The following is a 14,245-nucleotide window of genomic DNA, read 5'->3' as shown; positions in this document are numbered from 1 at the left end:
CATGCACGATCATGCACCGGACGCCGCGGGCATCCGCGGCGCGAGCAATCGCCGACTGCTGGCGATCTCGCTGGGCATCACGGCGATCGTCATGGTCGTGCAGATCGTGGGCGCCGTCCTCAGCGGATCGCTCGCGCTGCTGGCGGACGCGGTGCACATGTTCACCGACGGGGCGGCGCTGGTGATCGCCCTGGTGGCGAGCATCGTCGCCGCCCGCCCCGCCAACGACCGCCGCACGTTCGGCTACCAGCGCGCCGAGGTGTTCGGTGCGCTGGTCAACGGGGTGATCCTGCTGGTGCTCGCGGTGGGCATCGCGGTGGAGGGGGTGCGGCGACTGGCCGATCCCGGTCCGGAGGAGGTCGCCGGCACCCTCATGCTGGTGGTCGCCGTCATCGGGTTCGTGGCCAACGCCGCCGCGCTGTGGCTGCTCAGCGCGGCGCAGAAGCGCAGCATCAACGTGCGCGGCGCCTACGTCGAGGTGCTCGGCGATCTGCTGGGGTCGGCGGCCGTGATCGTCGCGGCGATCGTGATCGTGACGACCGGCTGGACGGCGGCGGATGCCGTGGCATCCCTGTTCATCGCGGCCATGATCGTGCCGCGCGCGATCGCCCTGCTGCGGGAGGTGGTCTCGGTGCTGGCCGAGTCGGCGCCGCGGGGGATGCACGTGCAGGAGATCCGCGAGCACCTGCTGCGCGCGACCGGCGTCGTCGACGTCCACGACGTGCACGTGTGGCAGCTGACCCGCGGCGCGCCTGTGTTCACGGCCCACGTCGTGGTCGAGGACGAGGTGCTGCGCGACGGCGGATCGGGTGCGCTGCTCAGCGAGCTGCAGGGATGCCTGGCCGATCACTTCGACGTCGAGCACTCGACGTTCCAGCTCGAGCCCGCGGGGCACGCCGAGCACGAGCCGCACGCCTGATCAGGTCACACCTCCCGCACGACCTCCGCCGGAGACTTGTCGGGTCGCAGGCCGCGCCAGCGCGCCTGACGGAGGATGCCGCCGGGCGTCCACTCCGCGAACGCCACCTCGCCGACCAGCTCGGGGCGCACCCACAGCGCGTCCGACGCATCGGCGCGCGGCACCTCGACGAACGGCTGCTCGTCGGTGCGCAGCGGAGTCAGCAGCTGCTCGAGCCGGGCGAGGGCCGACTCGCTGAACCCCGACCCCACCCGCCCGACGTACTCGAGCCCGTCGTCACCGGGAACGCCCAGCAGCAGCGAGCCGATCGAGCCTGTGCGGCCGCCCCGGCCCGGGCGGATGCCGCCGATCACGACCTCCTGGGTGCGGGCGTGCTTGACCTTCAGCCATGACTCCGACCGGGCACCCGGGCGGTAGGTCGAGGAGGGGTCCTTGACGACCACGCCTTCCAGGCCGAACCGGTGGCTGGCCTGGAGCGCGGCATCCACGTCGTCGAAGACCGGGGGCACCACGAACGCCGGATTCGCGTTCGCGGCGAGCCGCTCGAGCGCCCCGCGGCGCTCGGCGAGCGGGGCGTCCGGCTCGTCCGGGAGGATCGCGTCGAAGAGGTGATAGCGCACCGGCGTGCGGGTGACCTCGCGCTCGATCTCCCCGCGCTTGGTGAGGTGCATGCGGTTCTGCAGGCGAGTGAAGCTCGGCCGCCCCTGTCGATCGAGCGCCACGATCTCGCCGTCGAGCACGACGGGCCGGTCGCCGAGTCCCGGATCGGTGGTCAGCTCGGGGTACCGGGCGGTGATGTCGGTGCCGCTGCGGGCGAACAGCCGCAGCCGGGCGCCGTCCCAGACGCCGAGGGCGCGCACGCCGTCCCACTTGATCTCGGCCCACGCGCCGCCGTGGTGCCCCGCCCATCGGCGCGCCGCCGCCCGGGCCATGCCCGGGGTCGACGCGGTCGCGAGCATCGGCCGGGGCCGGGCCGTGGCCGCCGGGGGGTCCTGCGGTCTCGGCGCGGTCGGAGCGGGGCCGTCGGACGGCGTGGGCGCGGCGGCGACGCCGTCGGGCTGTGGGTGGCCCTCGGCATCCGTCTTCATGCGATGCAGCAGCCACTGGGACTTCTCGCCCGACCCGCCCCCCGGAGCCTCACCGGTGCGGATGAGCGCGAGCCGCACCCGACCGAGCGGCCCGCCCGGCCGGCCCTCGGCGGTGAAGATGACCTCGTCGTCGCGCCACTTCTCGAGGTCGTAGCGGCCGTCGTCCCAGATCGTCACCGTGCCGGCGCCGTACTCGCCGCGCGGGATCGTGCCCTCGAACGTGCCGTACTCGAGCGGGTGGTCCTCGGTCTTGATGGCGAGGCTGTTCTTCGTGGTCGTCGCGGGAACCCCGCGCGGCACCGCCCAGCTCACGAACACGCCGTCGTGCTCGAGGCGGAGGTCCCAGTGCAGCGCGGTGGCGTGGTGCTCCTGGATCACGAACCGCGGCCGGTCGCCGGCGGCCACCGCGCCCAGCGCGTTCGACGGCACCGGCTCGGGGGTGCGCCCGGCGGTGCGCTTGGCGATGTACGCGGCCAGCGGCCCCTCGTCGGCCTCGCGGCCGCCGGCGTGGAAGCCGAGCGCGGCCATCGGGTCGCTGCCGCGCTCCAGCACCTCCTCGAAGCGCAGCTGCCGCAGCTGCGGGTCGTCGAGCTCGTCCCACGTGCGCGGTGCGGCCACGGTGGGCTGCATCCGCCCCCGCAGCGAGAACGGGGCGATCGTGGTCTTTGCGGGACTGTTCTGACTCCAGTCGATGAGGACCCTGCCCTCCCGCTCCGACTTCTTCATGCTGCTGACGACGAGGTCGGGGTGGTCGGACTCGATCGACCGGGCCAGCTCACGCGCCAGCGCGGACGCGGCCTCGCTGGTCTGACCGGGGGGAAGGGCGGCGTACAGGTGGATGCCTTTGGACCCGCTGGTCACGGGCATCGGGTCAAGGCCCATCCCGCGCAGGATGTCGCGGGCCCACCGCGCCACCTGGGCGCACTCGGCCAGCCCCGTCCCCGGGCCCGGGTCGAGGTCGAGCACGAGGCGGTCTGCGGGGCCGCGGGTGTCGTCGGGGGCGAAGCGCCACTGCGGCACGTGCAGCTCGAGGCTCGCCACCTGCGCCAGGTAGACGAGGGTGGGCACATCGCCCACGAGGGGGTAGTGCTTCGTGCCGGTGGAATGCTCGATCGGCACGCGCTGCACCCACGAGGGCGCGCCGCGCTCGAGATCCTTCGCGAAGAACACCATGCCGGGCTCCTCCTCGGTGCCCACGCCGTCGGGCCATCGCTTGCGGGTCACCGGCCGGCCGATCACGTGCGGGATCAGCAGCGGGGCGATGCGCGTGTAATAGTCGATCACCTCGCCTTTGGTGGTGCCGGTGGCCGGGTAGAGCACCTTGTCGAGATTCGTCAGGCGCAGGCGCCGCCCGCCGATCCGCACGAGCTGCTCGGCGGAGGACTCGGAGCGCGCAGAGGCATCCGGCATCCTCCCATCCTGCCGGGTATCACGCGTCCTCGTCGTGTCCTCCTTCCCACAGCGGCGGAGTGCGTCCGCCGGGAGAGCAGGGTCGCCATGTCCGGTCGGATCGGCAGGGAGCGCATCGCCGGGGCGGCACGCGCCGGCATCACGGACGCCGCCGAGAACGCGGCCATCGTCGACGCGGTGATCGCCCGGCAGCGTGCGGACGACGGTCTGCGCGAGGCGGTGACCGAGAAGATCGGCAAGGCGATGGAGCGGGATGCCCTGCGCGTCCCCGCCTTCGTGCTGCCGCATCGCAGCGCCTGGGCCGCCGCGCACGGACTCAGCGCCGACGACTATCAGCGCCGGTTCGACGAGCTCGCTCGGAAGGGGTACCGGCTCGTCGACGTCAGCGGCTGGTGGGACGGCGGGCAGCAGCGGTTCGCGGCGATCTGGGAGACTGCCGGCGGGCCGCCCTGGCAGGCCCGCCACGGCATCCCCCTCGGCGACTACCAGGGCATCTTCGACGCTCTGGCCGCCGACGGGTTCCGCCCCGTGCGGCTCTCGTTCTACACGACGCCGTCCGGTCCGCACGTCGCCGGGATCTGGCACGGCGGGCCCGCGCCGACCTGGACGGCACGGCACGGGCTGTCGGGCTCGGACTTCCAGCGCGAGTTCGACGCGCGCAAGGCCGAGGGCTACCGTCTCGTGGACATCTCCGGCTACGAGCACGACGGGAAGGCCCGCTACGCCGGCGTCTGGGAGAAGTCCGGACAGGGCCGGTGGGCGGTGCGGCACGGCGCCTCGCCCGGCGACTACCAGAACGCGTTCACCCGGTACGCGAACGAGGGGCTGACGCTGCGCAAGGTCACCGGCTTCGCCGTGGGCGCAGACATCCGCTACTGCGCCATCTGGGAGCAGCGACCGGTGCCGGCCTGGACCGGGCGGCATGGCGTGGCCGTCGCCGACTGGCAGCGGGTCTTCGACGAGCACTACTACCAGGGCTACCGGCCGCGTCAGGTCGCGGGCTTCGCCGTGCCCGGCGGCGTGCAGCTGGCGGGTGTGTTCGAGAACGCCGACTACTCGTGGCAGACGCTGCAGCGGGTCGATCAGCTCATCGACGCCTTCATGACCGCGCACAGCGTGCCGGGGCTCTCGTTCGCGATCTCCGACGGCGGCCGGCTCGTGTACGCCAGGGCGCGCGGGTGGGCCGACCGGGACGCGAAGACGCCGCTGGAGGTGAAGCACCGGATGCGCGTGGCCAGCGTGAGCAAGCCGTTCACGTCGGCCGCGGTGATGAAGCTCGTGCAGGACGGGACGATCGCGCTGACCGACACGGTGTTCGGTACCGCCGGGCGCCTGGGAACGCTGTACGGCACGAAGAGCTACGGGGCGGACGAGCTGGCGATCACCGTCGACCACCTGCTCACCCACACGTCCGGCTTCCAGAACACGCCGACCGATCCGATGTTCGACGAGACCTCGCGCGACCACGCGAGCCTCATCGGCTGGGTGCTCGACAACCGCAATCCGGTCACGACGCCCGGTTCTGCCTACATGTACCTGAACTTCGGCTACTGCCTGCTGGGCCGCATCATCGAGCAGGTGACCGGCACCGGGTACGCGGACCACGTGCTCCGGACGATCGCGGCGCCGGCCGGCATCCGCTCCTTCGCGATCGCCGGCGACACCGCCGCCGACCGCGCGAGCGATGAGGTCGTGTACTACGGGCAGAGCGGGGAGAACCCGTACACCATGAAGGTGGGGCGCATGGACGCGCACGGCGGCTGGATCGCCGCTGCTCCGGACGTGCTGCGCTTCCTGCGGCTCGTGGACGGCCGCGACGGCTCCGACATCCTCACCGCGTCGACGGTGACGACGATGACGACCGGCACTGCGGCCAACAGCGGGTACGCGCGCGGATGGACGGTCGACGGAGCGGGCAATTGGGATCACAACGGGTCGCTCCCCGGCACCTTCGCCGTGCTGCGGCGTCGCGCCGACGGCACCGGCGACGCCGTGCTCATGAACACGCGGTCGGCCGCGTCGAGCTTCGTCGGGGACGTCTACCGGCTCCTCGGCGACATCCGCACTGCGCTCGGCACCGCCCTGCCGGACATCGACCTGTTCTGAGCACGACCGCCCGGCCGGGCGCAAGGGCTGGCCCGGCGTCGCGGCTGTGGTGTTCACTGGGACCATGAGGGCTATCTGGAAGGGCGCGCTCACCTTCGGGCTGGTCAATGTCCCGGTGAAGGTGTACTCGGCCACAGAAGACCATGACGTGCCGCTGCATCAGGTGCACGCCAAGGACGGCGGCCGCATCCGCTACCAGCGCATCTGCGAGATCGACGGCGAGGTCGTGCCGTATCAGGACATCGACAAGGCGTACGACGACGGCGAGCGCACGGTCGTGCTCACCAAGGAGGATCTCGCCTCGCTGCCCGCCGAGCGCAGCCGAGAGATCGAGGTGGTGGAGTTCGTCCCCACCGACCAGGTCGACCTGCTGACGCTCGACCGGGCCTACTACCTCGAGCCGGATTCCGCGTCACCCAAGGCGTATGTGCTGCTGCGCAAGACGCTCGAGCAGAGCGACCGCACCGCGATCGTGCGCTTCTCGCTGCGGCAGAAGACGCGGCTGGCGGCGCTGCGGGTGCGCGGCGATGTGCTCGTGCTGCAGACGCTGCTGTGGTCGGACGAGGTGCGCGAGGCCGCGTTCCCGGCGCTCGACGAGCCGGTGCGGATCTCGGCGAAAGAGCTCGAGCTGTCTTCGGCCCTCGTCGACAGCTTCTCGAAGGACTTCGACCCCGACGAGTTCGCCGACGAGTACCAGCAGGAGCTGCGCACGCTCATCGAGGCGAAGCTCGAGAAGGGCGACGCCCTCGACACGGCCGACACGTTCGGCGAGCGCGAGGAGGAGGCCGAGGGCGGCGAGGTCATCGACCTCATGGAGGCGCTGCGGGCCAGTGTCGAGCGCACCCGCGCGTCGCGCGATGGTTCGGGCGGTGCGAAGAAGACGAAGAAGGATGCCGGGGGCAAGCCCGCCGCCAGGAAGAAGAAGTCCGCTTAGCCCCGGGCGCCGTCGGCGCCGTCGTCACGGCGCTCGAAGACGTCCTGGTCGAGGACCAGCGCCTGGGCCTCGGCGGCATCCGTGTCGATGTCCTCGCCGGCGGCCGCGGCCCTCTTCGCCTTGCGACGCTCGCTCAGGTAGTGCCACAGCGTGACCAGGGCCGTGCCGCCGACGGCGATGAGGAGGATGACGTCGATGTATTCGGCCACCAGGTCTCCGACCACCGGGATGAAGCCGATGACGTACCCGGCCATGGTGAGGCCGAAGCCCCAGATGACCGCGCCGATGAAGTTGTACAGCGAGTAGCGCTTCCACGGCATGTGCCCGACCCCGGCGGCCACCGGCGCGAAGGTGCGCACGATGGGGACGAACCGGGCGAGGATGACGGTCAGCCCGCCGTACTTCTCGAAGAACGCGTTCGTGCGCTCGACGTTCTTGCGGCTGAACAGTCCCGATTCCTTGCGCTCGAAGACCGCCGGGCCGCCCTTGTGGCCGATGTAGTAGCCGACCTCTCCGCCGATGAACGCGGCGACGCCGATCAGCAGCGCCACCCACCACACGCTGAGACCGAACACGCCGTTCGGTGCGGCGGGGGTCGAATGCGAGAGCAGCCCTGAGATGATGAGCAGGGTGTCGCCGGGGAGCAGGAAGCCGATCAGCAGCCCGGTCTCGGCGAAGACGATGAAGCAGACCACCAGCAGCGCCCAGGGGCCCGCGGCCGCGATGATCGTCTCGGGATCGAGCCAGGGGATGAGGGCTGCGTGGTGCACAGGGGTCCCGTCGGTCGTGGTCAGCGGCGTTCAGCGGCGAGAGTCGCCGCCCGTGCGGAAGGTGGGACTTGAACCCACACGCCCGTAGGCACAGGAACCTAAATCCTGCGTGTCTGCCAGTTTCACCACTCCCGCGAGTGCGCCCCAGTCTATCCGCGGGCCTGGGCGCAGGCTGTGGGGAAGGCCCGTGTCTTTTGCCCCGGGCAGCCCCACTGTGGATAACTCTCCGGCCGTGTACAGCGGGCTTGCGATCATGCTGGGGTGCCCCCCGTCAGCGCCGCGCCCTCCGTCCTGGTCGCCGAGCGCGTGCGCGAGCGGCTCCGCGCCGAGCAGGCCGACCCGGCGCGCCACCCTGAGCTTGCCGCGCAGATCGCGCACGCCGAGGTGCGCCGCCACAACGACTTCGCGCTGGCGCGCGGGCTCGCGCCGGTGGAGGACGAGCACCGCTGCGTGCGCGAGGTGCTCGCCGCCGTCTCCGGCTACGGCCCCCTGCAGCCGTACCTCGACGATCCGACGGTCGAGGAGCTGTGGATCAACGCCCCGGACCGCATCTTCGTGGCTCGCGAGGGAGTCTCCGAGCGCACGCCGCTCCAGCTGACCGACGGCGTCGTGCGCGACCTCGTCGAGCGGATGCTGCACTCGACCGGTCGCCGGGTGGACCTGAGCCAGCCCTTCGTCGACGCGTCGCTTCCCGACGGATCACGCCTGCACGTCATCATCCCCGACATCACCCGCCGGCACTGGTCGGTGAACATCCGCAAGCACCTGCCGCAGTACCGCGATCTGGATGCCCTCGTCGGTGCCGGATCGCTGAGCGCCCGCGCCGCCGACCTCCTCCGCGACGCCATGCGCACCCGCCGCAGCGTGCTCGTCTCAGGCGCCACCCAGGCGGGCAAGACGACCCTCCTCGGGGCGCTCATCGCGGCCTGCCCGCCGGAGCACCGGATCATCACGGTGGAGGAGACCTTCGAGCTGTCCGTGGACGCTCCGGACATCGTCGGGCTGCAGGGTCGTCAGCCTTCCCTGGAGGGGACGGGCGAGGTGAGCCTCCGGCGCCTCGTGAAGGAGGCGCTGCGCATGCGACCCGATCGGCTCGTGGTCGGCGAGGTCCGCGACGCGGAGGCGCTGGATCTGCTGCTCGCGCTCAACACCGGCGTGCCCGGCGCCGCCACCATCCACGCCAACTCCGCCGCCGAGGCGCTCGGAAAGCTCGCGGCGCTGCCGCTGCTGGCGGGTCGCAACATCGGCGCCGACTTCGTGCTGCCGGCCGTGGCCGGCTGCGTCGACCTTGTGGCGCACTGCGAGATGGATGCCGCGGGCCGGCGCCGCGTCGTCGAGATCGTCGCCCCGACCGGCCGTGTCATCGATGGCGCCATCGAGGTGGAGCCGCTGCTGCCGGACGGCGGCCGCACGTGACCACCGTGTGGGGCGTGGCCCTGGCCGCCGGGGTGCTGCTCATGCTGTCGCCCTGGCTGTGGCCGCTTCGACCGGCCGCGGCGACGGCACCGCCGACGGGTGGTCTCGCCCGCCTGCTCGAAGAGGCCGGGTTCGCACATGTCCGCCCTCGGGCGCTCCTGGCGGTGTCGGCGCTGCTCGCGGTGGTCGCGGCATCCATCGCCCTCCTCGTCGTCGCACTTCCTGCCCTCGCCGTCGTCGCCGGGCTCGCGGGCGGCGCGGCGCCCTTCGCCTGGCTGCGGACGCGACGTCGCGTGCTGCGCCGATCGCGACGGGGACTGTGGCCCGACGTCTGCGACCTGCTCATCGCCTCGGTGCGGGCGGGCATGCCGCTGCCCGATGCCGTCGCGAGCCTCGCCACCAGCGCGCCGCCCGCGCTGCGTCCGGCCTTCGAGGCGTTCGCCCGCGACCTGGCGGCATCCGGTCACTTCGAGTCCAGCGCGCTGCGCCTGAAGGCGGCCCTCTCCGACCCCGTCGCCGACCGCATCATCGAGACGCTGCGGATGGCTCGGCAGGTCGGCGGCACCGAGCTCACCCCCGTGCTCCGCGCGCTGGCCTCGTCGGTGCGCGCGGACGCGGCCCTGCGTGCGGAGGTCGAGGCGCGACAGTCGTGGATCCGGGGTGCCGCCGTGCTCGGCGCTGTGGCCCCGTGGGTCATCCTCGCGCTGCTGGCGCTGCGCCCCGAGGGCGCCCGGGCCTATGCGAGCCCGGAGGGCATCGTGCTCGTCCTCGGCGGAGCGCTGCTGTCGTTCGTCGCGTTCCGGCTGATGCTGCGGATCGGTCGCCTTCCCGAGCCCCGGCGGTGGTTCGCGTGAGCGGCGCTCTCACCGATGCCGCTGCGGCAGTCCTTCTCGGCGCGGCGTTCGGCATCGGCGTGTGCCTGCTGCTCGCGGTCACGCCCCGGTGGGGTGCGGTGTCGCTGTCGCGCCGCATCGCGCCGTATGTGCGTGAGGTCGCCGACCCCCGCGGCGTCACCCCGTGGGCCGGCGCGTCGTTCGGCCTCGACGTCGCATGGTCCACCGTGCGCGTGCGCCTGGGCCGGCTGCTGGGCGGAGCCGAGGGGGTCGCCCGCCGGCTCGCACAGGCCGGGTGGACGATGGATGCCGCGGCGTTCCGCGGCCGGCAGCTCGCCTGGACGCTCACGGGGATCGCCGCCGGGGGAGTCGTCGTCGTGGCGCTCGCGCTGGTGGGCCGACTGACTCCCGCCGCCGCGGTCCTGCCCGCGGTGCTCGGGGCTGCCGGAATCGTGCTGTGCGATCTGCGGCTGACCGCCGCCGCGCGCGCCCGGGCGCGGCGCGTCGAGGAGGAGCTGCCGACCGTCCTGGAGTTCCTCGCGCTGTGCCTGGCCGCCGGCGAAGGGCTGCTCGACAGCCTGCGCCGGGTCGGCGACGCCGGCTCAGCCGACGTCGCCGGGGAGCTGCGCGGCGTCACCGTCGACGTCGGCACCGGCACGCCGCTCGCCGAAGCGCTCGTCGCGATGGCGCGGCGACTGCAGGTTGCTTCGCTGTCGCGGTCAGTCGACCACATCGTGGCCGCGATCGAGCGCGGCGCGCCGCTCGCGCACGTGCTGCAGGCGCAGGCCGGCGACGCGCGCGAGGACGCGAAGCGCGCGCTGATCGAGCAGGCCGGGCGCAAGGAGATCGTGATGCTCCTGCCTCTGGTGTTCCTCATCCTCCCGCTCTCGGTGATCTTCGCGATCTTCCCGGGCGTGTTCATGCTCCGGCTCGGCATCGGCTGAGTCGCAGGAATCGATGGAAGGAGTCGCTGTGACCCCGATGAAGAGAAGGTGGATGCCGCGCGCTCTGCGCGACGCGATCGCCGCCCTGCACGACGACGAGCGCGGCGACGTGCCCGGCTGGGTGCTGGTGACCTTGATGACCGCCGGGCTCGTGGTCGTGATCTGGGCTCTGGCTGGGCCCGCGCTGGCGTCGCTGTTCGAGCAGGCGATCGCGCGCGTCTCGGGTTTCTGAGCCGATGCGGTCCGGCCGGTGGGCCCGCGGCATCCCTCGGCTGCTCGGCGGTCCGCAGGACGACTCGGGAAGCAGCCCCGTGGAGTTCGTACTCGTGGGCGCGCTGCTGACGCTCCTGACCCTCGGAGTGCTGCAGCTGGGCCTGGCCGTCTATGTGCGCAACGTCGTGCACGACGCCGCGGTGGAGGGCGCCTTCCACGCAGCGCTCGCCGACACGTCCGCGGAGCAGGGCGCGCAGCGGACGGCGCAGATCATCGCCCGCACGGTGGGCGCGGACTTCGCGCAGGACGTGCGGGCGCGCGAGACGACGAGTCTCGGGCACCCCGCCGTGGAGGTCACCGTCACCACGACGCTGCCGCTGGTCGGTCTGTTGGGCGCCCCGGCTGCGCTGGAGGTGACCGCGCATGCTCCGCTGGAGTCGCTGGGCTGAACTGCGGCGGCGCCTGCGGGCAGCCACGGCCGGCCAGGAGGGCTCGGCGGCGCTCGAGTTCATCGCGGTGGGGATCGTGCTGCTGGTGCCGCTCGTGTACCTCGTCGTCGCGCTGGGTGCGATCCAGGGGCAGGCGATGGGCGCGGAAGCCGGCGCCCGGCATCTCGCGCGAGCGGTCGCGACCGCGGCGGATGCCGGCACCGCGACCGATCGCGCCGACGCGGTCCTGAGCGCCGTCGTGACGGAGTACGGAATGGATGCGGACGCGGTCGAACTCAGCCTGCGCTGTCGCCCTGCGAGGGCGCAGTGCCCGTCCGCGGGCGCGATGCTGGTGGTCACCATCCGTACCCGGGTCACGCTGCCGCTGGTCCCTGCGGTCCTCGGCCTGGAGCGGATCGCCAGTGTGCCGGTGGAGGCGTCCTCCGCGCAGAAGGTCTCGCGATTCTGGGGGAGCGGATGAGGGCGCCGCGGCGCCGCCTCGCCGGGATGCCGCGCGACGAGGACGGCAGCATCCTGCTGCTCACGATCGGCTACGCGCTGCTGGCGCTCGCGGCGATTCTCGTCTGCGTGAGCGCGACGTCGCTGTACCTCGAGCAGAAGCGTCTCGACGGTCTCGCCGATGCGGCGTCATTGGCCGGCGCGGACGGGTTCACGCTGACGCTCGACGCCGGCGCGGTGCGGGCCGAGTTGCGCGACGGCGCCGTGCACGAACAGGCCCAGGCCCTCGTGGACGAGGTCGGAGCCGATGCCGCACTGGTCTGGGCGGGCACGCCCGACGGCGTGTCGGCTCGGGTCACGCTGCGGACGCAGTGGCATCCGCCCCTGTTCTCCCTTTTCGTGCCCGACGGGGTCACCCTGGAATCGACCGCCACCAGCCGCACCGCTCTGCGCTGAGGCAGGCCGGGCATCGACCGCGCGGGGGAAACGTTAGTCTGAAGTGTCATGCTCGAGCTCGATCTGTCTGCCGATATCGCCGCCCTGAAGTCCACGTTCAACGAGATCCAGGCGGTGGTCGACGTCCCCGCGCTGGAGGAAGAGATCGCGCGGCTGAGCGAGCAGGCGGGCGCCCCCGACCTGTGGGACGACCCGGAGCAGGCGCAGAAGGTCACGAGCGCCCTGAGCCACCGGCAGTCCGAACTCGCTCGTGTCACGGCGGTCGCGCAGCGCCTCGACGACCTCGAGGTGCTGGTGGAGCTCGCCAACGAGATGGACGATGAGGAGTCGGCCGCCGAGGCGCGCACCGAGCTGGCGGCGCTGGGCGACGTCATCTCGCAGCTCGAGGTGCAGACCCTGCTCGACGGCGAGTACGACGACCGGGCGGCGGTCGTCACGATCCGCTCGGGCGCGGGAGGCGACGACGCCACCGACTTCGCCGAGATGCTGCTGCGCATGTACCTGCGCTGGGCCGAGCGTCACAAGTACCCCGTCAAGGTGATGGACACCTCCTACGCCGAGGGTGCGGGCATCAAGTCCGCCACCTTCGAGGTCGACGCGCCCTACGCCTACGGAACGCTGTCTGTGGAGGCGGGCACCCACCGTCTGGCCCGCATCAGCCCCTTCGGATCGGCCGACAAGCGCCAGACGAGCTTCGCTGCCGTCGAGGTCATCCCCGTCATGGAGGAGGCGCAGGAGGTCGAGATCCCCGAGACCGACATCCGCGTCGACGTCTTCCGCTCGTCCGGCCCCGGCGGGCAGTCGGTCAACACGACCGACTCGGCCGTGCGGATCACGCACATCCCCACCGGCATCGTCGTCTCGATGCAGAACGAGAAGAGCCAGATCCAGAACCGCGCCGCCGCCATGCGGGTGCTGCAGACGCGACTGCTGCTGCTCAAGCGCGAAGAGGAGGCGGCGAAGAAGAAGGAGCTGGCCGGCACCATCACCGCGAGCTGGGGCGACCAGATGCGGTCGTACTTCCTGTACGGGCAGCAGCTGGTCAAGGACCTGCGCACCGGCTACGAGGTCGGCAACCCCGCCCCGGTGTTCGACGGCGAGATCGACGGGTTCATCGCCGCCGGCATCCGCTGGCGCAAGCGCAAGGACGAGGACTGACCGCTCGCGTTCCACGGCGATGCGAGTCAGCCCGCTCGCTGCACGCGTGCGCGTGAACGAGCGGGCTGATCCGACGTCGGCCGGATGCGGTCAGCCGACGCTGAACGTCTTGGTCGCAAGGATCGTGTCGTCGAAGCTGATCAGCTCGGTCACCTCGACCGTGACATCCGATGTGCCGTCGAGCACGTAGGCCCACTGCACGTCGAGCGAGACCCCGGGCTTCACGTCCTTGAGTGCGTTGTCCAGGTCGAAGTCGTCGCTCAGGAGAATCGCGTTCTCGAGCTCGACGCCGTCCTGGAATGCCTTCGGAGAGACGGCGAACATGAAGTTGGCGTCGTCGGCGCTGTTGTTCGTGAACGTGAAGGTCACCACGAGCGCCGCCTTGCCCTCGTAATCCTCCGTCTGTGCCGACTCGCCGATGACGACGGCGAAGTCGCTCGCGGCCGCAGGCTCTTCAGGCCCGCCCTCCGGCTCCGAGATCGAGGAGTCGGTGTCGGTGTCGGGGATCAGCCCGGCCTCGCTGAACGCCGCGTTGGCGGCGTTCGCCATCAGGGTGAAGAACACGACGAAGCCGACGACCGTTCCCACGATCGCGAGCACGAGTCCCGTGATCGCGGGCCACTTCGCGCCCTTCAGGAAGACGGCGACCAGGGAGAGGATGAACCCGATCGGCAGCAGGATCCAGCCCACGATGAGAGCACCCGGGATGCAGGCGAAGATGAACCCGATGGCGCTCACCACGAGCGCGATGATGCCGACGGCCGAAGGCTTCGTCTTCGGGGCGGCGACAGCGGTTGCGGCAGCGGGCGCTGCGAACGCGGCGGCCGGCGGAGCAGCCGTGAGGGTGGCACCCGGCGAACCGGCGGCGGACTGGGCGACCTCACCGCCGCCGGCCTGCGCTGCGTCCGCGAAGTGGTCTGTCCACTGCGTGCCATCCCACCAGCGCTGACGGCCAGATCCGTCGTCGTACCAACCTGCAGGCGTGCTCATATGCATGCTCCCCCGATGTCGTTGCTGAATGTGAGAACGTCGAATCCGTCCCACCTTGGTCATGCTATCGATCAGATCGGACGTCGCCGGCGCGGTCGGCGGCCGATGCGCCGGGCGCCCG

General features: G+C 71.8%; 14 protein-coding genes and 1 tRNA gene. 11 read left to right on the top strand and 4 right to left on the bottom strand.

The features are described 5' to 3' along the window. The first annotated feature begins 1 nt into the window (after window position 1). Entirely contained in the window at window positions 2-919 is a 918-nt protein-coding gene (locus ACIWQI_RS00360; RefSeq protein WP_396655066.1) for a cation diffusion facilitator family transporter, read from the top strand. Window positions 920-924: 5 nt separating this feature from the next. On the opposite strand, the gene ACIWQI_RS00355 is transcribed toward ACIWQI_RS00360, so the two are convergent. After that, entirely contained in the window at window positions 925-3,417 is a 2,493-nt protein-coding gene (locus ACIWQI_RS00355) for an ATP-dependent DNA ligase (protein WP_396655065.1), read from the bottom strand. A gap of 87 nt (window positions 3,418-3,504) precedes the next feature. On the opposite strand from ACIWQI_RS00355, the gene ACIWQI_RS00350 reads away from it, so the two are divergent. Beyond that, window positions 3,505-5,523 carry a serine hydrolase gene (locus ACIWQI_RS00350; protein WP_396655064.1) on the top strand — a complete coding sequence of 673 codons (2,019 nt, stop codon included), beginning with the start codon at window positions 3,505-3,507 and terminating at the stop codon, window positions 5,521-5,523. A 64-nt stretch (window positions 5,524-5,587) separates the two neighbouring features. Continuing rightward, window positions 5,588-6,457 (top strand): Ku protein, encoded by an 870-nt coding sequence (locus ACIWQI_RS00345; protein WP_396655063.1) that lies wholly within the window; start codon window positions 5,588-5,590, stop codon window positions 6,455-6,457. On the opposite strand, the gene ACIWQI_RS00340 is transcribed toward ACIWQI_RS00345, so the two are convergent. Further along, the gene (locus ACIWQI_RS00340) at window positions 6,454-7,227 is read right to left on the bottom strand and encodes a DedA family protein (protein WP_396655062.1); all 774 of its coding nucleotides are present in this window, start codon (window positions 7,225-7,227) and stop codon (window positions 6,454-6,456) included. The two genes, ACIWQI_RS00345 and ACIWQI_RS00340, sit on opposite strands and share 4 nt — an antisense overlap. 53 nt (window positions 7,228-7,280) lie before the next feature. Next, window positions 7,281-7,362 (bottom strand) — tRNA-Leu (locus tag ACIWQI_RS00335). 126 nt (window positions 7,363-7,488) lie between these two features. Between ACIWQI_RS00335 and ACIWQI_RS00330 the strand changes: the two genes are divergently transcribed. From ACIWQI_RS00330 to prfB, 8 genes are read left to right on the top strand one after another with little or no spacing between them, the layout of a single operon-like run. Next, entirely contained in the window at window positions 7,489-8,643 is a 1,155-nt protein-coding gene (locus tag ACIWQI_RS00330) for a CpaF family protein (RefSeq protein ID WP_396655061.1), read from the top strand. Then, the gene (locus ACIWQI_RS00325) at window positions 8,640-9,497 is read left to right on the top strand and encodes a type II secretion system F family protein (protein ID WP_396655060.1); all 858 of its coding nucleotides are present in this window, start codon (window positions 8,640-8,642) and stop codon (window positions 9,495-9,497) included. Before ACIWQI_RS00330 ends, ACIWQI_RS00325 begins: the two co-directional genes overlap by 4 nt. After that, window positions 9,494-10,420: a type II secretion system F family protein gene (locus tag ACIWQI_RS00320; protein ID WP_396655059.1), complete on the top strand. Its 927-nt coding sequence runs from the start codon at window positions 9,494-9,496 to the stop codon at window positions 10,418-10,420. The genes ACIWQI_RS00325 and ACIWQI_RS00320 overlap by 4 nt, the downstream gene beginning before the upstream one ends. A 52-nt stretch (window positions 10,421-10,472) precedes the next feature. Then, window positions 10,473-10,652 carry a hypothetical protein gene (locus tag ACIWQI_RS00315; RefSeq protein ID WP_396655058.1) on the top strand — a complete coding sequence of 60 codons (180 nt, stop codon included), beginning with the start codon at window positions 10,473-10,475 and terminating at the stop codon, window positions 10,650-10,652. A 4-nt stretch (window positions 10,653-10,656) separates the two neighbouring features. Further along, complete coding sequence (locus tag ACIWQI_RS00310; protein ID WP_396655057.1) at window positions 10,657-11,082, top strand: TadE/TadG family type IV pilus assembly protein; 426 nt, start codon at window positions 10,657-10,659, stop codon at window positions 11,080-11,082. Further along, entirely contained in the window at window positions 11,057-11,542 is a 486-nt protein-coding gene (locus tag ACIWQI_RS00305; protein WP_396655056.1) for a TadE family protein, read from the top strand. Before ACIWQI_RS00310 ends, ACIWQI_RS00305 begins: the two co-directional genes overlap by 26 nt. Further along, a complete protein-coding gene (locus ACIWQI_RS00300) occupies window positions 11,539-11,976 on the top strand; it encodes a pilus assembly protein TadG-related protein (protein ID WP_396655055.1) in 438 nt (145 codons plus the stop codon). The genes ACIWQI_RS00305 and ACIWQI_RS00300 overlap by 4 nt, the downstream gene beginning before the upstream one ends. 48 nt (window positions 11,977-12,024) lie before the next feature. Further along, a complete protein-coding gene (gene prfB / locus ACIWQI_RS00295; protein WP_396655054.1) occupies window positions 12,025-13,134 on the top strand; it encodes a peptide chain release factor 2 in 1,110 nt (369 codons plus the stop codon). A gap of 90 nt (window positions 13,135-13,224) precedes the next feature. Here prfB and ACIWQI_RS00290 read toward each other — a convergent pair whose 3' ends face one another. Beyond that, a complete protein-coding gene (locus ACIWQI_RS00290) occupies window positions 13,225-14,124 on the bottom strand; it encodes a DUF5067 domain-containing protein (protein WP_396655053.1) in 900 nt (299 codons plus the stop codon). Between the last annotated feature and the right edge of the window lie 121 nt (window positions 14,125-14,245).

It is taken from the genome of Microbacterium sp. (assembly GCF_044508325.1).
Lineage (GTDB): Bacteria > Actinomycetota > Actinomycetes > Actinomycetales > Microbacteriaceae > Microbacterium.
Note: the sequence above shows the minus strand (reverse complement) of the source record. Positions and strands in the feature narration are given on the sequence as shown.